Below are 24777 nucleotides of genomic sequence, written 5' to 3' on the forward strand. Positions count from 1 at the left end.
CGTTCAGGAGGAGGTCGGTGGGCCCAGGCGGGGCACGGGCGCCCGCCAGCCGCGGTGGACCGCCAGCAGCCGCCACCCGATCGTGACGGCCGCGGCCGGGGCGGCGATCACGCCGTGGGCGACGCCGAGCTCGGCGCCGGTGGCCGCGATGGCGGCGCCGGCGAGTGCCGGGATGGCGTAGAGCTCGCCGTGCCGGAAGATCACCGGGACCCGGCCGGCGAGCAGGTCGCGGATGATGCCGCCGCCGACCCCGGTGACCATGCCGAGGGCGGCGGAGGGGACGGGGCCGAGCCCGTACTCCTGAGCCTTCAACGCACCGGCCACGCAGAACAGCCCGAGGCCGGAGGCGTCGAAGACGGTGATCACGCGCTCCAGCCGGCCGACGGCCGGGTGCAGCCAGAAGGTGACCAGGCCGCCGATGAGCGGGACGAGCAGGTAGCGCCAGTCGGCGATCGCCGGCGGCGGCACGGCGCCGATCACGACGTCGCGGATCACACCGCCACCGAGCCCGGTCGCCATCGCCAGCACCACGACCCCGACGATGTCGAGCTGGTTGCGCACGGCCACCAGGCCGCCGGAGATCGCGAAGACGAAGATCCCGACCAGGTCGAGCGTCAGCAGCATGCGGCGATGATGCCGCATGCCGCTGATCCGGCGGGAACCGAGCCGCTACTGGTTGTCGCGCTCGTTCGCCAGCTGGACGGCCTTCTCGACCGCCGCCTGGGCGAGGTCGAGCTGCTTGGCCCACTCGGCCGTGTCGTTCTCGGCCTGTGCCGCGGCCGCCGCCTTGAACGCCTCGTCGGCCTCGCGCAGCGCGACCGCGATCTGCTCGTCGAGGGTGCCGCTCGGCTCCTCGGGCGGCGTCTCCTCCCCCGGCTGCTCGCCTGGCTCACCCGGTGTACCGGGCTCGACGGGCGGCTCGGGAGTCTGCTGCCCCGTCCCGAGGTCGACGTCGAGCGCGACGCCCAGCGCCTCGGCCAGGTTCTGCCCGATGCCGACCTGCTCGCCGTACTTCACGATGACGAACTGGAGGATCGGGAAGGCCGACGCGCCCGTCGTCCGCACGGCGTACACCGGCTGGATGTAGATGAGCCCACCCTCCACCGGCAGGGTCAGCAGGTTGCCGAAGCGCGGCGGCGTCGCGCCCTGGACGCGGTACGGCGTCAGCGCGTCGACGACCTCCTTCTCCTGCTGCATCTGGTTGGCGACCTGCCCGGGGCCGGGCGTGTTGGCGTCGGTCATCTCGAGCAGCCGGAGCTTGCCGAAGTTCGGCGAGTTGGCGTCCGAGTTCACCTGGAGGTACGACGCCAGGGTGCCCTTGCCCCGCGGCACGAACACCGACGTGAGCGACCAGTCGTTGGTGCCGTCGACCCCGGTCGAGAACAGGCGGTACGGCGGTTGGAACACCTGCCGCTGCGCGTTCGGGTCCTCGGGGACGTCCCAGCGGTTGTTGGCGGAGTAGAACTCGCCGGCGTCGGTGACGTGGTACTTCGCGAGCTGGTAGCGCTGCACCTTGAACAGGTCCTCGGGGTAGCGCAGGTGGCTCTTCAGCTCGGCCGGGATCTCGCTGTTGGGCGTGACCGACTCCGGGAACACCTTCATCCACGTCTTGAGGATCGGGTCGCCAGTGTCCCACTGGTAGAGCGTGACCGTGCCGTCGTAGGCGTCGACCGTCGCCTTCACCGCCGAGCGCATGTAGTTGATCTCGTCGGTGGGGATGGTCTGCAGCCCGGTGTCCTGCTGCAGCGAGTCGTCGATCATCGAGTCGAACGACTCCCGCTGCGCGTTGGGATAGCGGTCGGTGGTGGTGTAGCCGTCCAGGATCCACACGATCTTGCCGTCGACCACCGCCGGGTACGGGTCGCCGTCGACAGTCAGCCAGGGCGCGACCTTCTCGACCCGCTCGGTGGGCGTGCGGTTGTAGAGCACCTTCGAGTTGTCGTTGACCCGCCCGGAGAGCAGGAAGTTCGGCTCGCCGAACTTGATGGCGTACATCAGCTGGTTGAAGGTGCTGCCCACCGACACCCCGCCCTTGCCGTCGTACGTCGTTCGCTGGTCTCCCTCGTCGGCGTCGGTGTTGGCGAGCCCGAGCTCCACACTCGAGGCGTCCTTGCTCGCCTTGCCCACCACGGAGTACGCCGGGCTCTGCTCGCCGAAGTAGATCCGCTGCTCGAACTCCTCGGACTTGGTCAGGTCGCTGGCACCACTCGTGCCCGCGCCGCTGATGCCCTCGGCCCACACGATGCGACCGTTGACCTCGCTGTCGGAGATCTGGTTGGCGTAGGCGGCGATCAGGCCCTCGCCGTGCGTGTAGACGGTGTGCAGGTTGGACCAGTTCTGGTCCGAGGAGTTGATGCCGGACTGGTCGAGCTCGCGGACGCCGAGGACGAGCGGGACCTCCTTGCCGTCAATCGTGTAGCGGTCGACGTCGAGGACGGAGGCCACCGAGTAGTAGGCGCGGACCTGCTGACGCTGCTGGAAGGTGTCGCGCACCTGCTGTGGGTCGACGACCGGAGTGGTCGATAGCTGTCCGAGCACGGTCTGCGCCTCGGGCGGCGTGGGGTCGCCGGTGGGCGTGCCCTCGTAGCGCTCACTCTCGACGCCGCTGAGCCCGTAGGCCTCACGGGTGGCGTCGATATTGGCCTTGATGTAGCTGTTCTCCTTGTCGGCCTCCGAGGGCTTCACCTGGAAGTTCTGCACGATGGCCGGCCAGATCATGCCGAGCAGCACCGCCGAGAGGGCGAGCAGCGCGAGGCCGACGGACGGCAGCTGCCAGGTCTTGCGCCAGATGTTGAGGAAGAACAGCACCGCGCAGATCAGCGCGACCCCGACGAGGATGTTGCGCGCTGGCAGCATCGCGTTCTCGGCCGTGTAGTTCATGCCGGTGAAGAGCCGGTGGTCGTCGGTGACGAGGTCGTAGCGGTCGAGGAAGTAGTCGACCGACTTCGCCAGCACGAACACGCCGAGCAGCACGGAGACCTGGACCTGGGCGGACGCGGAGAACCGGTCGTGGGAGACCTGGAGCCGGATGCCGCCGTACAGGTAGTGGACGACGGCCGTGGCGATCAGCGACACGATGGCGACGGCCATCACGAAGTCGATGACGAAGTTCCACCACGGCAGGTCGAAGACGTAGAAGCTGATGTCCTTCTTGAAATAGGCGTCCTTGCTGCCCCAGTCCTCGGCGTTGCGCCACAGCAGGAACGTGCGCCACTGCCCGATCGCCGAGGTGCCGGCGAAGATGCCGACCACCACGCCGACGCCGGCCAGCAGCCAGCCGCGGATCGGGGTGACGGCGTCGCGGTAGCGGTCGACGCCCTCGCCCCCGGCCATGAGGAACATCGGCCGGAACCGGAACGCGAGGTACATGTTGAGGGCGACGATGCCGCCCATCAGCGCCCCGAAGGCCAGGAACAGCCCGACCCGCGTCCAGAGCATCGTGCTGAACACGTTGCCGAAGCCGACCTCCGCGTACCAGAGGCGGTCGGTGTAGATGCCCGCGAAGGCACTGAGCAGGAAGAACCCGACGATCAGCACCACACCGGTGATGACCAGGGCTCGCGTACGGCGGCCCGGCCGCTCGGGTGCGGGGCGCTCCGGCTCCTCGTCGAACAGCTCACTCATCCGTCTCGTCCTCCAGCAGGGTGGTCCGGAGCAGCTCGATGAGCCCCGGTACCAGGTCGTTGCCGCCCATGACGGCACTGTCCTCGTCGTGACTGCGCATCCGCAAGGCGCAGTAGCTCGCGCCGTGGCGGGTCACACCGGCGACGATGCGGACCTCCTCGGCGTCGGGGTGCTCGCGCGCGAACTCCGCGGCGGCCACCGGATCCTCGGGAACCTGGCCGTCCACGGCCGGCGGCAGCACCAGGCGCTCGACCATGGCCGCGCAGCCGGCGACCACGCCGGGCCACTGGATGCCGGGGAGCACCTCCTCCAGCTCCTGGCCGGGCGGGAGGTCCTCCTGCTCGACCGGCGTCAGCGACCCCTGCTCGGCAGGCGCGTCCAGGCCCAGCTGCGCGGCGAGCGCGGGCTCCTGGGCGACCAGGTGGCCGGTGTCGACGAGGGCGTAGAGCCGCGCGGGCTGATCCCATCCCGCGCGGGCGTGGTGCGCCTCGAGCTCGAGCACCGCGGCGGCCAGGGCCGGGTCGACGTCCAGTTCGTAGTCCATCGGGGTCCTTGCTTCGTCAGCAGCTCGGCAGGGCGGCGTCGGGGTCGTCGACCCACGTCTCCAGCGCGAGGCGTGCCTCGTGCATCGTGGTCGCCTTGACCAGGCGCAGGTCGGGGTCGAGGCCCTTGACGTCGGAGCAGTTGTCCTTCGGCACGAAGAACAGCTTCGCGCCCGAGGCCTGCGCCCCCGCGATCTTCTGCTCGATGCCGCCGATCGGCCCGACCTTCCCGTCGGCGCCCAGCTCACCGGTGCCGGCGACGGTCGCGCCGCCGGTCAGCGAGCCGGGGGTGAGCGTGTCGTAGATGGCCAGCGAGAACATGAGGCCAGCGCTGGGCCCCCCGACCGTGGGGTCGACGCGCAGGTTGATGGCGAACGGGAACTCGTAGCCCAGACCCAGTGAGACGCCGACGCGCGGCGTGCCCTCGACCTGCTCGGGCTTGATCCGGACGGTGAGCTCCTTCTTGTCGCGCAGGATCCGGAACTCGACCAGCGAACCGTCGTCGTGCTTGCGGACCGCCTTGACGATCTGGTCGGCGTCGGTGACCGGCTCCCCGTCGACCTCCTTGAAGACGTCGCGCACGAGCAGCTTGTCCGTGGCCGGGCCCTCCTCGTCGACCATGGCGACCTGCACGGCGGTCGGCACCTGGTAGCCGAGCTCGGTCAGTGCGACCGCCTTGGCGACATCCTGCGAGGTCGTCATCTGGACGGCGCTCTCGGCCTTCTCGTCGGCCTGTGTCGTGTCCGGCGGGTGCACGACGTCGTACGGGAGGATCGCCTTGTCGGGGTCGAGCCAGCGCGACAGCGCCGCGCCCAGCGAGAGCTTCTGGCCGTACGACGACGCGACGACGGTGGTGAACCGGATCTGGCCGTCGTCGTAGTAGGCGTCGTGCCCGTCGACCTGGATGACCTCGGCCTGGTCGGTGTCCTTGCCGAGGATGTCGTACGTCGGCCCGGGGCTGTACGACGCGTACGGCAGCGGCACGACGAGCGCGATCCCGCCCAGGATCAGCACCAACGGCGCCGCGACGCACGCGGCGATCAGGCGCTGGCTCATGGCGCCTACCTTGTCAGACGCGTCCAATCAGGATGCGCGCCGGTCACCCGTCACGGACCCACCCTCGGCCGCCGGGCTCTCCTCCTCGTGGGCGGGCTGCTCGACGGGGCGGCCCGTCGACGCCCGGAGCGCTACCCCGGTGTGCCGGTCCGGCTCGCGCGCGGGGGCGGCGTACCCGGGTCGCGCGTGCTGCTCGCGGGTCAGCGCCTCGCCGAGGCGTCGCGCGGCCGTCTCGCGGTCGACCTCGCCCCGGCCGGCACGCCCCCACCACGCGACCCACGCCATGGAGGCGAGGGTGAGCACGGCGGCGGGCAGCAGCCAGAGCAGGATCTCCACTCCCCGAGGGTAGGTCGGCGCCGGTCACGGACCGGTCAGGACACGCGCGTCGTACCAGTGCGTGCCGGACGCTCAGGGTGATCCGACCCACTCGTCGGAGCCGTCGGCGAACCGCTGGTGCTTCCAGATCGGCACCTCCGCCTTGAGGGTGTCGATCAGCGCCCGGCTGGCCTCGAAGGACGAGCCGCGGTGGCCCGCCGTGGTCGCGACGACGACGGCGAGGTCACCGATCTCGAGGTCGCCGACCCGGTGCACCGCGGCGACCGCCGTGACGTCGTGCTCCTCCGCGATGCGCTCGCACACCTCCCGCAGCCGGTCGAGGGCCGAGGGGTGGGCGGAGTAGGACAGTCCGGTGACGCCCTGCCCGTGGTCGTGGTCGCGGACCCGGCCGACGAAGAGCACCAGTCCGCCCGACCCGGCGTCGTCGAGACGCTCCAGCACGTCGCTGACCGAGAGCGGCTGGTCGGAGATCGCGACGAGGCGCACGGCGGGGTTGGTCATGCGGCTCACTCTAGGAGGAAGGACCGGGGTCCGCTCAGGGCTGTCCCCGACACCGCCGGTTGGCGATCAGGCGTAGTTTTGGGTCATGAGCAACGATCCGGGCACCCCGGGCGACGACCAGCCGAACCCGTTCAAGGGCACGCCGTTCGAGCAGATCTTCAGCGCGCTCGGTGGCGCGCTCGGCGGTGGCGGAGCGGCAGGCGTCCCGGGCGGCATGGCCTTCTTCCAGCAGCTGCAGTCGCTCATGCAACCCCACGACGGCCCGCTCAACTGGACCGCCGCCACCGACATGGCGCGCCAGGCCATCGCCCAGGAGCCCGACCCCTCTCCCACACAGCGCGACCAGGACCGGGTCGCCGACGCCGTGCGCCTGGCCGACCACTGGCTCGACACGGCGACCGGCTTCCCCTCCGGCGTCGGTACGACGGCCGCGTGGAGCCGTGCCGAGTGGCTGGTCGAGACGCAGCCGGTGTGGCAGGTGCTCGTCGAGCCCGTCGCGGCACGCTCCGTGACCGGTCTGTCCAGTGGCCTGCCCGAGGAGATGAAGGCCGCGGCCGGTCCGCTCGTCGGCATCATCGGCCAGGCGGTCGGCGGGATGATGGCGATGCAGATCGGGCAGGGCCTCGGCGCGTTGGGCGGTGAGGTCCTCACCGCCTCCGACATCGGCCTCCCGCTCGGCGCCCCCGGCAAGGCGGCGCTGGTGATGAGCAACGTGCGCGCCTTCGCCGACGGTCTCGACGTCACCGAGGACGACCTCGTGCTCTATCTGGCGCTGCGCGAGGCCGCCCACCAGCGGCTGTTCGCCCACGTGCCGTGGCTGCGCGAGCACCTCATCGGCGCGGTGACCGACTACGCCCGCGGGCTGGAGGTCAACGCCCAGCAGATCCAGGACCGGGTCCAGGAGCAGCTGCGCGGCATCGATCCCGCCAACCTGGAGGCGATGCAGGGACTGATCGAGGGCGGCATGTTCGACCCGCCGCAGACCGAGGCGCAGACGGCCGCCCTGTCCCGGCTCGAGATCGCGCTCGCGCTGGTCGAGGGCTGGGTCGACGAGGTGGTCGGCCAGGCCACGGCCGAGCGGATGCCGGCGGCGACCAAGCTGCGCGAGGCGGTCCGCCGCCGTCGTGCGGCCGGCGGTCCGGCCGAGCAGACCTTCGCCGCCCTGGTGGGGCTCGAGCTGCGCCCGCGCCGCCTGCGCGACGCCTCCACGCTGTGGGGCGGCCTGCGGACGCGGTCCGGCCAGGAGGCCCGCGACGGCGTGTGGATGCACCCCGACCTGCTGCCCACCGCGGCCGACCTCGACGACCCGCTGTCCTTCCGCGCCGAGGTCACCCAGCCCGAGGAGCTGAGTGCCGACGAGTTCGACGCCGAGCTGCGCAGGCTGCTCGACGGCCCCGACTCCCCCGGCTCCGACGCCTCCGGCCCCGACTCCCCCGGCCCCGACTCCGAGTGACCACCCTCCATGCGGACGCCCTGGGCGTCCTGACGGGCTGGCGCGCGCCCGACGAGGCCGAGGAGGCGCTGCGCCGACGCTACGTCGCCCATCTGGAGTCGGCCTCGGACGGCATGTGGCGCTCGTCGTACCCGGACCACCTGACGGCCGGCACCCTCGTCCTCGACGCGACCGGCGACCGGGTGCTGCTCAACCTGCACCGCAAGGCGGGTCGCTGGTTCCACTTCGGCGGCCACGCGGAGGAGGGCGACCCGACCCTCGCGTCGGTCGCGCTGCGCGAGGCGCACGAGGAGAGTGGGCTGGCCGACCTGGACTTCCACCCGGAGCCGCTCCAGCTCGACGTCCACGTCGTCCCGTTCTGCGACCCGCGCGGCGGGGTGAGCCACCTCGACGTCCGGTACGCCGCCCTCGCCCGGCCCGGGGCCCGGGAGGCCGTCAGCGACGAGTCCCTCGCCCTGCGCTGGTGGCCGCTGGACGGACTCCCGGAGCTCGAGCCGGCGATGCACGTGCTCATCGCCCGCGCCCGCGCGGTCCTGTGCTGACGGTTCAACTACCGGATTCGTCGCCAGGACGGCCCGGAGACGACACATTCGGTAGTTGAACCGTCCAGAACGGCCTAGTCGACGTCCTCGCCCGGGACGACCTGCTCCGACGGCGGCCGGTCGATCCGGGCGGCGTCGGACCAGCCGGCGAGGTAGCCCTTCGCCTTCTCGGCGGCCGGGTAGTGCGCGACCCAGCCCCAGAACCGCTCGTCGTGGTGCGGCTCGATCAGGTGGGCCAGCTCGTGCACGATCACGTAGTCGATCACCCACTCCGGCATCCGCTGCAGCCGCTCGGAGAGCCGGATCGAGCGGTCCTTCGGCGTGCACGACCCCCACCGCGTCCGCTGGTTGCCGACCCAGCGGATCGACTCCGGCACCACGAGGCCGCCGAGGTACTCGTCGCTCAGCTCCTGGGCGCGCTGCATCAGGTCGTCGTCGCTCCACCGGCGGGGCATGACGGCCCGGCGCTCCTTGCGCTCGACCCGGGCGACCATCTTCGACACCCAGGCCCGCTCCTCGGTGACCGAGAGGTTGTCCGGCACCAGGACGACGATGGTCTCGCCCTCGCGATAGGCCGTGACCGTACGACGGCGGCGCTGCGACCGTCGTACCTCCACGCGCGGGGTGGGCATGAGCCGACCCTACGGCGGGTCACGGGTCCGTGGTGGGACCCTCAGGGCCGGGCCCACTCCAGCAGGCGCTCGACGGGCCAGGTGTTGACGATCCGGTCCGCGTCGATGCCGGCCGCCTCCGCGCGCTCGCACCCGAGCAGCGGGTAGTCGAGCTGACCGGGAGCGTGGGCGTCGCTGTCGATCGAGAACAGGCAGCCGACGTCTCGCGCCAGCTCCAGCAGCCGGGTGGGAGGGTCGCGGCGCTCGGGGCGGGAGTTGATCTCGACCGCGACGCCCTCCTCGGCGCAGGCCTCGAAGACCGTGCGGGCGTCGAACCGGGACTCCGCGCGGGTCCCGCGGTTGCCGGTGACCAGCCGCCCGGTGCAGTGGCCGAGCACGTTGGTGAACGGGTTGCGCACCGCCGCCACCATCCGCCGGGTCAGCGGCTCGGGGTCCATCGCGAGCTTCGAGTGCACGCTGGCGACCCGGACCTCGAGACGGCCCAGCATCTCCTCGGTCTGGTCGAGCGAGCCGTCGTCGAGGATGTCGACCTCGATCCCCTTGAGGAGCCGGAAGCCACCGTCGAGGTGCGCGTTGACGGCCTCGACGACCGCCAGCTGCCGGGTGAGCCGCTCGGCGGACAGGCCACGGGCGACCTTGAGCCGCGGCGAGTGGTCGGTGAGCACGAGGTAGTCGTGGCCCAGCTCCATCGCCGTCATCGCCATCTCCTCGATGGGCGAGCCGCCGTCGGACCAGTCGGAGTGGGAGTGCAGGTCGCCGCGCAGCTTCGCCCGCAGCGCGGTGCCGGCCCCGCCGGCGGTCAGCGGCGTGCCGTACTGCTCCTCGACCTCGGCCAGCTTCTCCGGCATCAGCCCCTGCACCGCCTGGGCGATCACCCGGGCGGTGCTGGCGCCGACGCCGGGCAGCTCGGTCAGCGTCCCGGCCGACGCGCGGGCGGCAAGCTCGTCCGGCGCCAGCGGCAGCACCGCCGACGCGGCGCCGCGATAGGCCTTGACCTTGTAGCTGTCCGCGCGGCCGCGCTCCAGGAGGAACGCGATCCGGCGCAGCGCCGCGACCGGCGTGCCGTCGTACCCCTGCTCGGTCACGTCCTCACCGTCCTCCAGAAAATCTCTGTCCACAGGCCGTGGATGACTCTGTGAGCACCATCCTTGCTGGTCACCCGACGGTACGACGCCCGCGGGGTGCGCCGCCGCGGGGATTCCTCCACAGGCAGATCGCGGTTCTCCCCCGCCCATCCACGGCTCCGGCCCGTCCTCCACAGGTTTTTCCACAGGCTTGTCCACAGCTGGGGCCGGGTCTGGATTGACCGCGCCCCCCGCGATGCCTAGCGTCATCCCCGACGAGGCCCCTGGGGCCGCAGCTCCTCGCTCGCAAGGGGAAGGCAAGCGAGGCGCCGCGGCACCGGGGGTCTCTTCGCGTCCCGGCGACCCAGCGGCGGCTCAGCGGCCGGTGAAGACAGGGGGCCGCTTCTCCTGAGCCGCCCGGATCCCCTCGAGCAGGTCCGCGGTGGCGAGCGTGACCGGCTGGGCCAGTCCCTCCCACTCCAGCGCGGTCTCGATGCTCGCGTGCCCGTGCTGCAGCGCCCGCTTGGTGAGCCGGGTGGCGATCGGCGCCGCCGCCGCGATGTCCGCGGCCGTCTCCAGCACCCCCGCCCGGAAGTCCTCGGGCTCCCACACCCGGGAGACCAGGCCGAGCCCGAGCGCCTCGTCGGCGTCCACGATCCGACCGGTCAGGAAGAGATCGCGGGCCGCGGCCGGACCGACCACGCCGGGCAGCAGGTGGGTGCCGGCCATGCCCGGGTGGATCCCCAGCTTCGTGAACGGCACGCCCATCCGGGCCCCGCGGGCGGCGTACCGCAGGTCGCAGGCCAGCGCCAGGCACAGGCCGGCCCCGATGGCCGCGCCGTTGATCGCGGCGATCGTCGGCACCTCCAGGCGACGGATGGAGAGCCAGGCCCGGTAGAAGGGCAGCATCCGGGCCCGCAGGTCGTCGACCGTGGCGTCCGGCTCGGAGGCCAGCCAGGACAGGTTGCCACCGGAGCAGAACCCCTTGCCCTCGCCGGTCACCACCACGACCCGCACGGTGGGGTCGGCGGCGAGGTGGTCGACCGCCCGGACCCATGACGCGGTCATCTCGTCGCTCATCGCGTTGCGCAGCTCGGGCAGGTCCAGGACCAGCACCGCGACCCCCGCGGAGGGCCGTTCGAGGCGCAGGTGCGTCAGGGAGGGCGGCTCGACTGGGTTCACAGCGGTTTCAGACATGCGGGGCACGCTACTGCGACTCCGCAGCCGTGTGCCGTAGGGTCGGGGAGGTTCGGAGGCTTCTCCGGACCCCGGCGGGCTTCCCCCCGTGTCCCCGTCGCGACGACCGAACGAACAAGATGAGCAAGGAGGCCGTCATGGCGGAGACCTGGAGCGGCGAGTTCTACTGCGTCAAGTGCAAGGAGAAGCGCGAGGCCGAGGGCGAGGTCAAGGTCAACGAGAAGGGCACCCGGATGGCCAAGGCCGTCTGCCCGGTCTGCGGCACGAACCTCAACCGCATCCTCGGCAAGGCCTGAGCACCCCCACGCTCAGCCGGCATTGAGCCGACTGTCACGGGCGGCTCCGCTTCGGCGGAGCCGCCCGTGGCGCGTTTTTCGACGGCGGCCTGTGGAGGAGCGCCGCACCGCAGGACGCTCACGTGCGACGCTGCCGCCATGGCGTCCCGGGCCCCGCACCACCTGCTGCGGCCCGGCACGCCCGTCCTGGCCCGGTCACCCGGCGTGCTCCAGGTGGGCTTGTCCGGTCCGCGTCTCCGGCTGCCCGACGTCCCCGAGATCCGCCACCTGCTCACCGGTCTCGGCGGCCCCGGCGGCCCCGGCGGCCCCGGTGGTCCGACCGCTCCGAGCGACCCGGCCGACCTGTCCCCCGTCGCCGCCGACGCCCTGGACCGCCTGCTGGGCGCAGGGCTCGTCGTGGCCGCTCCGCCGGACCCGAGCGACCCCGCGCTGGCCACGCTGATCGCGCAGACCGGTTCCGACGGCGTACGACGCCGGGCCGCTCGGGCCGCGGTGGGCGTGGCCGTCGACAGCCCGGACCGGCTGCGCGCCCTCCTCGACCCGCTGCTCTCCGCCGCGGGGCTGCGCCCCGCCCCGGCGACCGAGGACGCCGGGGTCCGCCTCGTCGTCGCCGACGGGCAGGTCGCCCGCGACCGCCTCGACCCGCTGGTCCGCGCCTCGCTGCCCCACCTGCTCGTCACCGGCGACGCCACCGCGGTCCGGGTCGGCCCGTTCGTGCAGCCGGGCCGGACCGCCTGCCTGCGCTGCGTCGACGCCCACGAGTCGCTGCCGGACCCACGGCTGCCGCTGCTCGTGGCTCAGGCGGCCGCCCAGTGCGCCGAGCGTCCGCCGCCGCGCGATCCCGTGCTCGACCACCTGGCGCTCGCCTGGGCGGTGCGCGATCTCGCCCGCCACCTGGAGGGCGACGAGCCCAGCACCTGGTCGACGACGGTCGACCTCACTCCGGCGGGCGCGCCCGTGCTCACCCGGTGGGGGCGCCATCCCTACTGCGGCTGCGCCTGGGACGGCTTCCTGGACCTGCCCTGAGCCTGGTCCCACCGGCGCGCGCGGCCGGCGATCACCACCAGTCGCTGTCGAGCTTGGCCTCCATGGAGCGCAGGTGTGCGCGCGAGCACTCGTCGCAGTAGTACCGGACCCGGTCACGCTCGACCGACGTGCTCCAGGTCAGCGGGAGCTCGTCGCCCTCGGCCGGGCGGCCGCAGAAGTCGCAGGTGAGCGCCACCGTCCCAGCGTAGGCACCGGGGCGGTCGCCTCCGCGTCGACCTGCCGCGGAAATGCCGGAAGGGCCGGCCCGACGATCGGTCGGTCCGGCCCTTCCTTCTCACCCGCGATCAGGTGCTCTTCGAGGAGGCCTCGAAGAAATCCGGTCTCGCTGGTCCGCGATGCGGACTCAGAGTGCGCGAGCGAGGGCGAGACGAGCCTGCTGCGCTGCGCGCTCGGCCTTGCGGCTCAAGCGACGGGCGCGGGCCATCCTGCTGGCCGCGCGCAGCTGCTGCGCCTCTCCCAGGCGCGTGGCCATCTGCGCACGCGCCATCTCTTCGTTGATCAAGTAGGACATCTCAAGCTCCCATGGTTGCTTCGGATTGTTCGGATCGTTCGTTCGGGGTGCGGGTGGACTACGCCGCGGCGTCCTTGCGCGGGCGGCCCCGGGGCCGCTTGCGTGGGATCACCACGCCGGCCAGGAACAGCTCGCCGCCCCAGACGCCCCACGGCTCGCGCCGCTCCAGGGCGCCCGAGAGGCACATGCTCTGGACCGGGCAGTCCAGGCACAGCGCCTTCGCGGCCTCGACGTCCGACGGGGACTCTGCGAACCACAGCTCCGCGTCGTTCAGCCGGCACGGCAGCAGCTCGTCCAGCGTCGGCTCGAGAACACTGGTCGTCATCTGCTTTTCACCTCCTCAGTTCTGACCTGATCGCGTTGTCATTTCCGTGGGATCCGGTGGACTTCGCGGTTCTCGGTCTGAGAAGTACGAAGGCCGCGGATCCCGGTCTATTCGGGTTCCGCGGCCTGGAGGCTGCCGAGCTGATCAGGTGTCAGATCGGTGGGCTCCAGGCGAGAAGACCCGGGACGTAGGCGGCATTGCTGCCACGGTGGTCCGTGCCGGTGATGGCGCGCTCCCGCTTGGCGGCATCGGCAGCCACGGCGACGCACGACGCGCCGGCAAACGGCGCAAAGGCGGTCGGAACCGTGGCCGGACGCGCGGCAATGCCCTGGACCTCAAGGGTCGCGAGAGCAGAGGTGGCGCAGCCGAGGGTCGCGGACAGCGTGGGCTGCCAAGCGGACGTCATCACCGGGAAGACCGGGTTCATCGTCGTGTTCTCCATGGGGCCACCTCCTTCGGTGCGTGCGGGCGCCAGCCGTGCCAGGGCTGTGATGCGCAGTGGAACTTGCCTGACGACGGTAATGGCCCGTCGCCGGGACGCGCAAATCATTTATCGCGTTTTTTCGAGGTTTTTCTCAAACTCCGCGGTCGGCACCCCGTCAGCCGCCCTCGGAGACGAGTGCGAGGACCGCGTCGCCGTAGCGCTCGATCTTGTGGGGACCCACCCCGTTGACCTTCGCCAGGGCGGCCATCGAGGTCGGCTTGTGCTCGGCGATCAGCTCGAGAGTCGCGTCGGTGAAGACGACGTACGCCGGCAGCGGCTTGCCGTCCTCGCCGGCCTCCCGCGCGGTCTCGAGGCGCCAGGCCTTGAGCCGCTCGAACAGCGCCTCGTCGTAGCGCACGGGGTGGTGGGCGCAGCGCCCCCGCTTCTTCTCCGCGGCGGTCGACAGCGGCTGGAGGCAGTCGCGACAGCGTGCGACCTTGGTCCGGCCGCGGGTCTGCTGCGGCTGCTGGCCGGCCGGGAGCATCGGCACGATGAACCGGGAGGGCTGGCGTCGCGGCGCCTGTCCGGGGTTGCGGGCGGCCGACCACGAGACCGTCAGCTCGCGGCGGGCCCGGGTCACGCCGACGTAGAGCAGGCGCCGCTCCTCCTCGACCGCGTCGGGCCGGGCGCCGCCCTGCTCGGCGTAGACGATCGGCACGGTGCCGTCCTGGACCCCGCAGCAGAACACGGCGTCCCACTCCAGGCCCTTGGCCGCATGGAAGGTGGCCAGGGTGACGCCGTCGGCACTCGGCGCGTGCTGCTCGGTCGTGCGCCGGTCGAGCTCGTCGACGAAGGTCGTCACCGACGCCTCGATGCCGTGCTCGGTGGCGAACTCCTCGGCCTGGTCGGCCAGCGCCTGGAAGGACTCCCACCGGTCGCGGACCTGACCGCGGGAGGTCGGCGGCTCGGCCGTCCAGCCCATGCCGCCGAGGACGCCCTTGACGACCTCGAGCCACGGGCTGCCGTCGCTCTCGCCCGACCGGGCGGCACCGCGCAGCCGGGTGACGGCCTCACGCACCTCGCGCCGCTCGAAGAACCGGGCCGCGCCCCGCACGATGTAGGGGATGCCGCGGTCGGCCAGGGCGTCCTCGAAGGTCTCGGACTGCGCGTTGATCCGGAACAGCACCGCCATCTCGCCGTACGCCGTCCCCGCGCGCTGGAGCCGCAGGATCCGGTCGGCCACGCCGCGCGCCTCGGCCACCTCGTCGGGCTCTCCCACGAACCGCACCGCCGACCCGGCCTTCTGCTGCGAGCGCAGGTCCACGCCGGCGCTCGACGTCCCCGACAGCAGCGTGTTGGCGGTCGCGACCACCTCCGGCGTCGAGCGGTAGTTGCGCACCAGCTCGATCGACGTCGTGCCGTCGTAGCGCTTCGGGAAGTCGCGGAGGTAGGTCGCGTCGGCGCCGGCGAAGCTGTAGATCGTCTGGGCCGGGTCGCCGACCACGCACAGCTCGTCACGACCGCCCAGCCACAGGTCGAGCAACGCCGACTGCAGGGGTGAGACGTCTTGGAACTCGTCGACGACGAACCACTTGTACTGTCGCCGCACCTGCGCCGCGACCCGCTCGTCGGAGGCCAGCACGCCCGCGGTCAGCAGCAGGACGTCCTCCATGTCCATCCGCCCCTGGTCACGCTTGACCTGCTCGTAGGCCGCGATCACCCGGCCGATCGTCTCCGGGGTCTGGTCCGCGACCGAGCGGCCCTTGGCCGGTGCGATCCGCGGGTAGTCGTCGGCGCCGACGTTGCTGACCTTGGCCCACTCGATCTCGGAGGCGAGGTCACGCAGCAGCGCCTGCTCGGCCCGCAGCCCCAGGTTGCGGCAGGCACCGGCCAGCATCGGGATCTTGGACTCGGTCAGCATCGGCAGCTCGGTGCCGTGCACGTGGGGCCAGAAGTAGCGCAGCTGGCGCAGCGCGGCGCTGTGGAAGGTCCGGGCCTGCACCCCTGGCGCACCGAGCTGGCGCAGCCGCTGCCGCAGCTCGCCGGCGGCCCGCGTGGTGAAGGTGACCGCCAGCACCTCGGTCGGCGCGTAGACCCCGCTCATCACGCCGTGCGCGATCCGGTGGGTGATCGCCCGCGTCTTGCCCGTCCCCGCCCCCGCCAGCACGCACACCGGCCCGCGCAGCGTCTCCGCCACCTGCCGCTGCTCCGGGTCGAGCGCGGAGAGGAGTCGTTCGATGGACTCGGACATGGCGGGGGAACATCTCCTTCACGGGCGTGGTTGGGTGGACGCACAGACCCTAGACGGCGGAGGCGACACAACGATGAGCTCGTTCACGATGTACACCACTCCCTGGTGCGGCTACTGCAAGCGCCTCAAGAGCCAGCTCGACCGGGAGGGCATCGCCTTCGACATCGTCGACATCGAGCAGCAGCCCGAGGCCGCCGCGATCGTCGAGTCCGCCAACAACGGCAACCAGACCGTGCCGACCCTCGTCTACACCGACGGCACCGCGCAGACCAACCCGAGCGTCGCCCAGGTCAAGGCCAAGCTCGACGAGCTCCAGCAGATCGGGGCCTGACCTCACCAGCTGCCCGGAAGCGGCCCGCCGTACCAGTCCTCGACCAGCGAGCGGCTGATCGACACTCCTCCGGGCAGCACCAGGGTGCCGTCGGCGGCCTGGCGGCGCATCTCCTCGCGGGTGAACCAGCGCGCGTCCTCGACGTCGTCGTCGTCGAGCCGGATCTGCTCGGACACCGCCCGTCCGTGGAAGCCCAGCATCAGGCTCGACGGCAGCGGCCAGGGCTGGTTGCCGAAGTAGGTCACCTCACCGACGCCCACGCCGGTCTCCTCCAGCACCTCCCGGCGCACGGCGTCCTCCAGCGACTCCCCCGGCTCGCAGAACCCGGCCAGCGTCGAGAACCGGCCCTCGGGCCAGCTGTGGTTGCGCCCGAGCAGGCAGCGCTCGTCGGGCGCTCCCGGCTCCCCCGCCGCGATCAGCATGATCACGGCCGGGTCCGAGCGCGGGAACTGCGGCTTGCCGCAGTCCACGCACACCAGCTCGTGCCCCGCCGCCCGCGGGACGAGCGATCCCCCGCAGCGGGGGCAGAAGCGGTGTGCCCAGTGCCATTCGGCCAGCCCGATCGCATGGAACACCAGCGGCGCGACACCCGGCCCGTCGCCCGGTCCGACGCGCCGCCCGTCGCGCTGGCCGTCGCCCTGGCCGGCACCGAGGAACGGGAGCAGCCCACGCAGCGGCAGCCACCGCTCCGGCTCGGCCGACGCGGCCTCGCCCGGCACGATCACCGCCCACCAGGTCACCTCGCCGCGCGCCCCCAGCAGCACCCGTACGCCGTCCGGCGCGTCCGCGGTCGACATCCACTCGAGCCCGTCCGGTCCGGGGCGGACCCGGGTGCCGGCGATCACGAGCACCCGACCGGTCGGGTCGGCCCAGCGCTCCTCCAGCCATGCGGCGTCGCTGCGGAGCAGCCCGAGGCGGTCATGGGGGTCGGCGACCAGCGAGAGGTGCGGGAACGTCACACGCCGAGCCTAGGGGCCTAGGCTGAACCATGGACGCCAGCACCCTGCGCGCCGCTCAGGCGCCCCTCAAGGAGCGGTACCGCACCGACCCGGCCGCCGCCCGGATCCCGGCCATCGCCGCGGGCGACTACCGCGATCCCGGCGTCACGGCGACCGTCGGCGGCTTCGCCGGCCTGGTCCGGGCCGGGCTGCACCCGGCCGCGGGGGGTGACGGCGAGGACGCCTGCTCGGCCGACCTCCTGCTGCAGGCCATCCTGGCGTGCGCCGGGGTCACGCTGCGCGCCGTGGCAACGGCGATGGGGGTCGAGATCCGCTCCGCGCGGCTCGCTGCCGACGGATGGTGGGACGCCCGCGGCACGCTCGCCATCGACCGGGACGCGCCGGTCGGCGTCCGGGACATCGTGGTCGTCATCGCCGTCGACACCGACGCCGACGACGCCGCGCTGGCCCGGCTCGCCACCGCGACCGAGCGCTACTGCGTGGTCGGCCAGAGTCTCGCCGAGCCCCCGGAGATCCGCGTCGTCCGGCTCTGAGCCTCGATCCGTGGAAGGGCACCGTCGCGAGCGGCACCACAGGGGTGCGATGGCAAGGCGCAGCCGCGAGGGCAGTCCGGGTTGCACTGTTGAGCGGCTGCAACGCCGCCAGCGCGCCGCTGTGGTGTCGCGTAGCAGGTGGCCTTCCACGGATCGAGGCTGAGCCCACCTGGCGACGCTCAACCGAGGAGCTTCTCCACCTCACCGCGGTCCGGCAGGTCGTCGTGGACGACGAGCTCGCCGGTGCGGACGTAGAAGAAGCCCGCACGCACCCGATCGGGGTCGACGCCCTCGAGCTCGGCCCAGGCCAGCCGGTAGAGCGCGAGCTGGAACGGGTCGGCGTCGTGCCGGGTGCCCGTCTTCCAGTCGACGACCAGGAAGGTGCCGTCGGGCTCGGCGTAGACCGCGTCGATCCGGCCCCGGACGACCTGGCGCCGGCCGTCGCCGCCGCCGAGGACGAGTGCGAAGGGCGCCTCGACCGCATGTGGCTCACGGCTGCCGAACGGCCCCTCCTCGAAGCGGGCGACCAGCTCCTTGAGGTCCGCCTCGTCATCGATCCCGGCGTCGGCGCGGCCCGCGAGCTCGTCGGGATCGAAGAGGCCCTGCTGGCCGAACCGCGCCTCGACCCAGGCGTGGAAGCGGGTCCCGAACCGCGCCGCGGGCGCGGGCGGGCGCGGCATCGGGCGCGCCAGGTCGCGGGCGAAGTCCTCCGGGTCGTCGCGCAGCCGGCCGAGGGCGGTGGCCGACAGCGACGACGGCAGCGGGACGACGATCTCGCTGCCCGCCCCCGACGCGAGGCGGGCCTCGGCGAGGAGCTGCTCGATCTCGGCGTCCCACTCGGCGACCCGCGCGGCGGTGACGATGTCGAGGTCCCGGTCGACGGCGGCGGGGTCGGCCGCGGCCACCCGCGCCGCCGCGTCGAGGCGCAGCCGCGCCTCCTCACCCAGACCGTCGACCGGCCAGGGCCGCGACGGATCCTCGGCGTCGTAGGGGTTGGCGGCGCCCTTCTCGGGGCGGGTGAGCCACGGCTCGGGCGGCATGCCCCACGACGTGAGGACCTCCCGGACCGCCTCCTGGAAGGCCGAGGGACCGTAGGGCGTCTTGCGCGGCCCCCACTGGTAGGAGGACACCGCGAGCCGGCGCGCGGCCCGGGTGAAGGCGACGTACCCGAGCCGGAGCTCCTCGTCGGCCTCGTGTGCCTTCGTCCGTCGCCGATAGTCGTCGAGCGCCGCCTTGTCGAACCCCTCGAGCTGCGGGAGGTCCCCGGCGTCGCCACGCAGCGGCGCCGGCAGCACCGCCGGGGACGACACCCACAGGGTCCGCCCCTGGGCGGACGGGAACCGCGACTCGCAGACCCCGACGCAGAACACCGTGCCCCACTCCAGGCCCTTGGAGCGGTGGACGGTGAGCAGCTTGACCGAGTCGGCCTCGGTCGGCGTCGCGACGTCGAGGCCGTTGCCCTGGTCGTCCTCGGCCGTGAGATAGGCGAGCAGGGCCGGCAGGGAGACGTCACCGTCGACCGCCTGGAAGTCGGCGACCGCCTTGACGAAGAGGTCGAGGTTGTCGCGGCGGGCCGCCGCAGCCGGGCTCACCGCGGAGGCGAGCTCGACGTCGGCGCCGGTGACGTCGATGATCCGCCGGACCAGGTCCAGCAGCGGCTCTCCCACCGAGGAGCGCAGCAGTCGCAGCTCGTCGCGGAGCAGCCCGAACCGCGACCGCGCCTCCGCGGAGTAGGCGGCCTCCCCCGGATCGGCGAGCGCGTCGTCGAGGCACGGGGTCTCGGCGGGGTCGATGCCGTCGGCGATCGCGACGAGCTGCTCGGCCACGGACACCTGCTCGGCGGACCGGCCGCGACGACCGGCCAGGTCGCCGGCCCGCTGGCCGAGCAGCCGCAGGTCGCGCGGGCCGATCGCCCAGCGCGGGCCGGCCAGCAGGGTCAGCAGGGCGGCGTTGTCGGTCACATCGTGCAACAGCCGCAGCACCGCCACGATCTCGGCGATCTCGGGCAGCCGCAACAGCCCGGACAGGCCGACGATCTCGACCGGCACCCCGGCGCTGGTCAGCGCGTCGAAGACCAGCTCTGCATGCGCGTTGTCACGCGTGAGCACCCCGATGCCGGCCCAGTCACCCGGCTCACCCCCGTGGGCGTCGCGCACCGCGTCGGCCAGCCAGGTCAGCTCGTCACGCTGCGTCTCGAACGTGCGCGCCTCCACGGCGCCGTCCGCGGCACCGTCGGGAGCGCGCAGCCGGGCGACGCCTGCGCCACGCAGCTCCAGGGCGCCGTACAACGGCTCGGCGAGGTGACTGGCGACCGCGAGGATCCGCCGGTCGGAGCGCCGGTTGACGGTCAGCGCGTAGGTCGTGGGCGTGCCGTCGGTCGCCGGGAAGGTCTCGGCGAAGTTGAGGATGTTGGCGACCGACGCACCACGCCAGCCGTAGATCGCCTGGTTGGGGTCACCGACCGCCGTCACCGCGTGCCCGAGCCCCGCGCCGGGATCGGGCCCGGAGAAGAGTCGGGACAGCATGATCGCCTGGGCGACCGAGGTGTCCTGGTACTCGTCGAGCAGCACCACCTTGAACCGGCCGCGCTCGACCGCCCCGACCTCGGGGCGCTCGGCCGCGAGCCGGGCACCGAGCTCGATCTGGTCGGAGAAGTCCATCAGGCCCAGGTCGCGCTTCAGCCGCCGGTACGCCGCCACGAGCTGCAGCAGCTCGGCCCTCCGGTCGATCGCGCTGATCGCCTTGTCGATGGCGTCGACGTAGGTCTTGCGCGCCTTGCCGGCCAGCTCCTCGTTGCGCGCCCGGTCGAACCCGCGCCGCGCCGCCGCGTCGTGGTCGAGCACCCGGTCGGGCGTGACCAGGTGCTCGCTCATCGCGGAGTCGAGGGCGAGCAGGTTCTGGATCGCGGTCTCAGGATGGTCGGTGAGCAGGTCGATCTGGCCGGTGAACCGGTCGACCGCCCGCGCGCCGAGCTGGTAGCGCGCGGCGTCGGTGATCACCCGGGTGTCGGGCTCGTGCCCGATCCGCAGGCCGTGGTCGGTGAGCAGGCCGGAGGCGTAGGCGTTGTAGGTCGCGACGGTCGGCTCCAGCACCTCGTCGGCCTCGCCGTCGAGGTCCACGGGGCCGCCGACCGGGTCCAGGGCGCCGGCGTCGCGCAGCGCCGTGCGGATCCGCTGCCGGAGCTCGGCGGCGGCCTTGGTCGTGAAGGTCAGGCCGAGCACCTCCTCGGGACGGACCTGACCGGTCAGCACGAGGTAGACCACCCGGGCCGCCATCAGCGTGGTCTTGCCCGACCCGGCGCCGGCGATCACGACGGCGGGACGCAGCGGCGCGCTGATCGCGGCCCACTGCTCGTCGCTCGGCGGGAACGGCGCCTTCATCGCACGCTGCAGGTCGGCGGGCGTCTCGATCGCCATCGGGATCCGGGCGGCCGTCACGGCGTTCACTGGGCCACCACCGCTCCCGCGCTCTTCGCCGGGCACAGGGACACGAAGGTGCAGGTCCGGCACTGCTGGCCGGCGACCGCCGGGAAGTGCTCCTCCCGGATCAGCATGGCCGCGTGCGACAGGCGGGCGCGCAGCTCGTCGCGCTCCGGGCCGTCGTCGGCATGGACCGGCTGCCGCTGGACGGTCGCGTCCGGCCCGCCGTCCGTCAACCCGAGCTGGACCAGCTCGGCGCCGCCCGCCTGGTGCGGTGCCGTGGCCAGCTCCCCCGGCGGCGGGTCGAGCGCACCGTGGTCGACGGCGTACTGGTAGAGCGCGAGCTGGACGTGCGTCTTGACCGAGGTGTCGCTCGGCTTGGAGCGCCCGGTCTTGAGGTCGACCACCACGACCCGGCCGTCGGCGTCGAGCTCGACCCGGTCGGCATAGCCGGTCACCTGGACCTGCTCGTCACCCACCTCGACCACGGTCGAGAACCGCTCCTCGCGGCCGACCAGCTCGCGTGGGTTGGCCTCGTGCCAGTCGACGAACCGCTCCAGGGCCGCCCGGACCCGCTCGTGCTCACGCTGCTTGGACCACGGCGTGCGGAAGTCGAGGCGGTCCCACACCTCGTCGACATGGGCCATCAGCGCATCGGGGTCGGGCGGCGCGTCGCCCGAGGCCACCCGCTCGGCGAGGGCGTGCACCAGCTCGCCGAGGTTGGCCGACTGATGGGCACGGCCGACGCCGCCCGCCTCGCGGATCAGGAACCACTGGGTCGGGCAGACGGCGAGGGCGTCGAGCATGCTCGCCGACACCGGAACCGGCCGGTCCTCGTCGCGGATCGGCTCCGCGGACCGGCTGGGGGCGCGGGTGCCCCACCAGGTCGCCGGGTCGGCCGCCGGCGCCGCGAGGCGGCGCCCGACCCGCTCGCGGGCGAGCCGGGCCAGACGCCGCGCCGCGGCGTCCCGCAGGGCGGGATCGGCGTCGGGGTCGGCGAGGGTGCGACGCAGCTCGGCCACGAGCCCATCGAGGGAGAGCGGGCGCGGCGGGCGGCCGACGACGTGCTCCACGGTGGAGCCCAGCTCGTCGAGGAAGCGCGACGGCTGCTCCCCCTCGTCCTCGCTCGAGCGCACCGCGGTCACGACGAGTCGCTCGCGGGCGCGGGTGCACCCGACGTAGAACAGTCGCCGCTCCTCCATCAGCAGCTCCCGGGTGGTCAGGGGCGGGACGACCGAGCCGACCAGACCTCCCTCGGTCGTGGGCCCGATCCGGTCCGCCTGGAGCAGTGTCGAGCGGCGCCGGAGGTCCGGCCACCCCTCCGCCTGCACGTGGGCGAGGACGACCAGGCGCCATTCGAGGCCCTTGCTGCGGTGGGCGGTCAACAGCCGCACGGCCGCGCCGCGGGCCCCGCGATCCGCCAGCGTGTCGGCCGGGATCTCCTGCTGGACCAGGCCCTCCAGGAACGGTGCCACGGCGAGATGCTCGCGACGCTCGCCGGCGCGGACCGCGACGTCGAAGAGGGCACAGATCGAGTCGAGGTCGCGGTGTGCCCGACGTGCCGCGCCGCCTCCGGTCTCGACCGAGCGCCGCAGCCGCTGTGGCCAGGAGGTGCCGGACCACAGGGTCCACAACAGCTCCTCAGCGCTCGCCCCGGCCTCGAGCTCGGCACGCGCGCGGCCCAGGAGGACGGCGAGGCCACGCGCCCGCTCCGCCTCGGGCGCGTCGACCGCGGCGAGGTGGGACGCGTCGAGGACCGCGAGGCGGACCAGCTCCCGCGAGCTGCGGGGAGTGCCCCCGGTCTCCTGGCACAGGTCCTTCTCACGGTTGCGCAGCAGCCGCGCCAGCCGGCGGACGTCGCCGGCGTCGAGACCGCCGAGTGGTCCGGTGAGCAGCGCCTCGGCCCGGGCGGCGTCGACGTGCTCCACGTGCTCGGGGTCGTCGTTGTCGAGGTTGACGACCGCCCGCAACCCCTCGAGCAGCGGCAGCACCGCGGGGTCACGGACCAGCGGCACCTCGTCGCGGGCGACCTCCACCGGCACCCCGGCCGCGCCGAGCGCCCGGCGCAGGGGCGCGATGCTCGCCCGCCCCGACCGCACGAGCACGGCCATCTCGTCCCAGGGCACCCCGTCCTCGAGGTGGGCACGGCGGAGCAGGTCGGCGAGGTGCTCGGCCTCGGCCCGCTCGGTGTCGAAGGTGCGGACCTGCACCCGACCCGGCCCGTACGCCGACCCGTCGGCCCGGGGAGCGAGGAACCGCTCGCGGGCCTCGGCAGGGATGGTCCCCCGTAGTCCGATCCGGCCGGCCACCCGCTGAGCGGGCGCCAGGATGCCGGGGCCGAAGCGCCGCACCGTCCGCAGCGCCACGACGTCGGCGGGCGTGCCGTCGGCGCGCGGGAACGCCGTCGGGAACTCGAGGATGCCGCGCACCTCCGCCCCCCGGAACCCGTAGATCGACTGGTGCGGGTCGCCGACGGCCACGAGGTCACGGCCGTCACCGGCGATCGCCTGCAGCAGGGCCACCTGGCCGGGGTCGGTGTCCTGGTACTCGTCGACGAACACGTGCCGGAACTGCTCGCGCAGCTCGGTGCGATGGTCCTCGGCCTCGATCCGCGCCCGCCGGATGAGGTCGGCGTAGTCGGTCGCGCCGAGGGAGTCGAGGGAGTCGAGGTACTGCTCCAGGAAGAGGCCCGCGGCGACGTACTCCTCGATGCCCTCGGTCTCGCCCAGCCGGCGCAGCGCCTCGCCGTCGAGCCCCTTCTCCCGCGCCCGGCCGAGCACGGCGTGCACCTCGCGCGCGAAGCCGCGGGTGGCCATCGCCTGCCGGAACCGCTCGGGCCACCGCACGGACTCGGGATGGTCGGCGAGCAGCTCGCGCAGGATCACGTCCTGCTCGGGCGCGGACAGCAGGCGCAGCGGCGCCTCGTAGAGACCGGCCGGCGCGTAGCGGCGGACGAGGGCGTAGGCGAAGGAGTGGAACGTGGAGCTCAGCTGCGTGCCGGTCGTGCGGCCCAGGCGGGCCGTCACCCGGTCGCGGAGCTGGTCGGCCGCCTTGCGGGAGAACGTCAGCGCCAGCACCTGGTCGGGCCGCGCCCCGCGCCGCTCGATCCGGTCGACGATCGCCTCGACCAGGGTCGTGGTCTTCCCCGTGCCGGGGCCCGCCAGCACCAGCAACGGCCCGCCCGGGTGGTCGACGACCTGCTGCTGGTGCTCGTCGAGCACCGGCACCGCCGCGACCGCGGCGGGCGGGGCGAAGCGGTAGCTGGTCGGGGCGGTCGAGGGGTCCACGGGCGCCACTCAACCACCCCGGTCCGACAGAAATGGGCGAAGGGCCCCTCGCGAGTATGAGTCGCAAGGGGCCCTTCTGGTGACCGGTACTGGTGACGCTCCCGATCGATCGTCCGGCTGCTGCGATCCCGCGAGCCTCGTCACCCGGCTCGCGCGGCCAGCGTCCCCGTGAGGGGCCGCCTCGCCTCGACCCGAAGGTCGTGGCCGGCCGGCTGGATCGTCGCCTTCCGGCTGATCCCGCTCTCCCGGAGGAGTGCGTGGGAGAAGTTCTACGCCCGTCCACCCGTGGGTGGCAAGGGGTTTCGCCAGGTTTTTACGGGGGTTCTCGCTCATCCACCGTTGCTCGGCGTGTCGTCCACAGACACGCCGAGCCTTGTCCACAGGCCGACCCGCGTCATCCCCAGGACGGGACCGGACCTGTGGAGGAAGCGGGTCCTGAGTACCGAT

General features: G+C 73.0%; 22 protein-coding genes and 1 pseudogene. 6 read left to right on the plus strand and 17 right to left on the minus strand.

The features are described 5' to 3' along the window. Positions 1 to 3: 3 nt before the first annotated feature. The 6 genes from KVF89_RS25765 to KVF89_RS25790 all read right to left on the minus strand — a co-directional run bounded on the left by KVF89_RS25765 (position 4) and on the right by KVF89_RS25790 (position 6059). A complete protein-coding gene (locus KVF89_RS25765; RefSeq protein ID WP_257429960.1) occupies positions 4 to 624 on the minus strand; it encodes a trimeric intracellular cation channel family protein in 621 nt (206 codons plus the stop codon). 45 nt (positions 625 to 669) lie between these two features. Beyond that, positions 670 to 3624, minus strand: a complete 2955-nt coding sequence (locus KVF89_RS25770; protein ID WP_257429962.1) for a UPF0182 family membrane protein — start codon at positions 3622 to 3624, stop codon at positions 670 to 672. Beyond that, positions 3617 to 4168, minus strand: a complete 552-nt coding sequence (locus KVF89_RS25775) for a PPA1309 family protein (protein ID WP_257429964.1) — start codon at positions 4166 to 4168, stop codon at positions 3617 to 3619. The genes KVF89_RS25770 and KVF89_RS25775 overlap by 8 nt, the downstream gene beginning before the upstream one ends. Positions 4169 to 4184: 16 nt before the next feature. Then, the gene (locus tag KVF89_RS25780) at positions 4185 to 5222 is read right to left on the minus strand and encodes a YlbL family protein (protein WP_257429966.1); all 1038 of its coding nucleotides are present in this window, start codon (positions 5220 to 5222) and stop codon (positions 4185 to 4187) included. A gap of 27 nt (positions 5223 to 5249) precedes the next feature. Next, on the minus strand, positions 5250 to 5558 hold the full coding sequence (locus tag KVF89_RS25785) for a hypothetical protein (protein WP_257429968.1): 309 nt from the start codon (positions 5556 to 5558) through the stop codon (positions 5250 to 5252). A 72-nt stretch (positions 5559 to 5630) separates the two neighbouring features. Continuing rightward, positions 5631 to 6059: a molybdenum cofactor biosynthesis protein MoaE gene (locus KVF89_RS25790; RefSeq protein ID WP_257429970.1), complete on the minus strand. Its 429-nt coding sequence runs from the start codon at positions 6057 to 6059 to the stop codon at positions 5631 to 5633. An 85-nt stretch (positions 6060 to 6144) separates the two neighbouring features. On the opposite strand from KVF89_RS25790, the gene KVF89_RS25795 reads away from it, so the two are divergent. Together KVF89_RS25795 and KVF89_RS25800 are read left to right on the plus strand one after the other, a co-directional pair. Continuing rightward, positions 6145 to 7512 carry a zinc-dependent metalloprotease gene (locus KVF89_RS25795; protein WP_257429972.1) on the plus strand — a complete coding sequence of 456 codons (1368 nt, stop codon included), beginning with the start codon at positions 6145 to 6147 and terminating at the stop codon, positions 7510 to 7512. After that, positions 7509 to 8054: an NUDIX hydrolase gene (locus KVF89_RS25800; RefSeq protein ID WP_257429973.1), complete on the plus strand. Its 546-nt coding sequence runs from the start codon at positions 7509 to 7511 to the stop codon at positions 8052 to 8054. The genes KVF89_RS25795 and KVF89_RS25800 overlap by 4 nt, the downstream gene beginning before the upstream one ends. A gap of 74 nt (positions 8055 to 8128) precedes the next feature. On the opposite strand, the gene KVF89_RS25805 is transcribed toward KVF89_RS25800, so the two are convergent. The 3 genes from KVF89_RS25805 to KVF89_RS25815 all read right to left on the minus strand — a co-directional run bounded on the left by KVF89_RS25805 (position 8129) and on the right by KVF89_RS25815 (position 10947). After that, positions 8129 to 8686: a M48 metallopeptidase family protein gene (locus KVF89_RS25805; protein ID WP_257429974.1), complete on the minus strand. Its 558-nt coding sequence runs from the start codon at positions 8684 to 8686 to the stop codon at positions 8129 to 8131. A 41-nt stretch (positions 8687 to 8727) separates the two neighbouring features. Next, positions 8728 to 9771, minus strand: a complete 1044-nt coding sequence (locus tag KVF89_RS25810) for a PHP domain-containing protein (protein WP_257429975.1) — start codon at positions 9769 to 9771, stop codon at positions 8728 to 8730. Between the two features lie 354 nt (positions 9772 to 10125). Continuing rightward, complete coding sequence (locus tag KVF89_RS25815) at positions 10126 to 10947, minus strand: enoyl-CoA hydratase/isomerase family protein (RefSeq protein WP_257429978.1); 822 nt, start codon at positions 10945 to 10947, stop codon at positions 10126 to 10128. A 137-nt stretch (positions 10948 to 11084) separates the two neighbouring features. On the opposite strand from KVF89_RS25815, the gene KVF89_RS25820 reads away from it, so the two are divergent. Further along, the gene (locus tag KVF89_RS25820) at positions 11085 to 11243 is read left to right on the plus strand and encodes a DUF5679 domain-containing protein (protein ID WP_238408271.1); all 159 of its coding nucleotides are present in this window, start codon (positions 11085 to 11087) and stop codon (positions 11241 to 11243) included. A gap of 138 nt (positions 11244 to 11381) precedes the next feature. Further along, a complete protein-coding gene (locus KVF89_RS25825) occupies positions 11382 to 12269 on the plus strand; it encodes a hypothetical protein (RefSeq protein WP_257429981.1) in 888 nt (295 codons plus the stop codon). A gap of 31 nt (positions 12270 to 12300) precedes the next feature. Here the strand turns inward: KVF89_RS25825 and KVF89_RS25830 are convergent, their stop codons facing one another. The 5 genes and pseudogenes from KVF89_RS25830 to KVF89_RS25850 form a co-directional block, all read right to left on the minus strand. Next, complete coding sequence (locus KVF89_RS25830; protein ID WP_257429983.1) at positions 12301 to 12465, minus strand: hypothetical protein; 165 nt, start codon at positions 12463 to 12465, stop codon at positions 12301 to 12303. Positions 12466 to 12633: 168 nt separating this feature from the next. Then, positions 12634 to 12837 (minus strand): annotated as a pseudogene (locus KVF89_RS25835) (putative WhiB-interacting protein); the annotation flags it as partial. Positions 12838 to 12859: 22 nt separating this feature from the next. Beyond that, positions 12860 to 13126: a WhiB family transcriptional regulator gene (locus tag KVF89_RS25840; protein WP_141003398.1), complete on the minus strand. Its 267-nt coding sequence runs from the start codon at positions 13124 to 13126 to the stop codon at positions 12860 to 12862. Positions 13127 to 13277: 151 nt separating this feature from the next. Continuing rightward, positions 13278 to 13568, minus strand: a complete 291-nt coding sequence (locus tag KVF89_RS25845; RefSeq protein WP_257429989.1) for a hypothetical protein — start codon at positions 13566 to 13568, stop codon at positions 13278 to 13280. A 157-nt stretch (positions 13569 to 13725) separates the two neighbouring features. After that, the gene (locus KVF89_RS25850) at positions 13726 to 15801 is read right to left on the minus strand and encodes an ATP-dependent helicase (RefSeq protein ID WP_257429991.1); all 2076 of its coding nucleotides are present in this window, start codon (positions 15799 to 15801) and stop codon (positions 13726 to 13728) included. Between the two features lie 73 nt (positions 15802 to 15874). On the opposite strand from KVF89_RS25850, the gene KVF89_RS25855 reads away from it, so the two are divergent. Further along, a complete protein-coding gene (locus KVF89_RS25855) occupies positions 15875 to 16132 on the plus strand; it encodes a mycoredoxin (RefSeq protein ID WP_257429993.1) in 258 nt (85 codons plus the stop codon). 2 nt (positions 16133 to 16134) lie between these two features. On the opposite strand, the gene nudC is transcribed toward KVF89_RS25855, so the two are convergent. Beyond that, positions 16135 to 17091, minus strand: coding sequence for an NAD(+) diphosphatase (gene nudC / locus KVF89_RS25860; RefSeq protein ID WP_257429995.1), 957 nt, complete (start codon positions 17089 to 17091; stop codon positions 16135 to 16137). Between the two features lie 29 nt (positions 17092 to 17120). Between nudC and KVF89_RS25865 the strand changes: the two genes are divergently transcribed. Further along, positions 17121 to 17624: an OsmC family protein gene (locus tag KVF89_RS25865; RefSeq protein ID WP_257429997.1), complete on the plus strand. Its 504-nt coding sequence runs from the start codon at positions 17121 to 17123 to the stop codon at positions 17622 to 17624. A gap of 179 nt (positions 17625 to 17803) precedes the next feature. Here KVF89_RS25865 and KVF89_RS25870 read toward each other — a convergent pair whose 3' ends face one another. Both KVF89_RS25870 and KVF89_RS30510 read right to left on the minus strand, forming a co-directional pair. Beyond that, positions 17804 to 21070, minus strand: a complete 3267-nt coding sequence (locus tag KVF89_RS25870; protein WP_257429998.1) for an ATP-dependent helicase — start codon at positions 21068 to 21070, stop codon at positions 17804 to 17806. Continuing rightward, positions 21067 to 24330 carry an ATP-dependent helicase gene (locus KVF89_RS30510; protein WP_308212739.1) on the minus strand — a complete coding sequence of 1088 codons (3264 nt, stop codon included), beginning with the start codon at positions 24328 to 24330 and terminating at the stop codon, positions 21067 to 21069. The genes KVF89_RS25870 and KVF89_RS30510 overlap by 4 nt, the downstream gene beginning before the upstream one ends. Between the last annotated feature and the right edge of the window lie 447 nt (positions 24331 to 24777).

It is taken from the genome of Nocardioides carbamazepini, assembly GCF_024614185.1.
Lineage (GTDB): Bacteria > Actinomycetota > Actinomycetes > Propionibacteriales > Nocardioidaceae > Nocardioides > Nocardioides carbamazepini.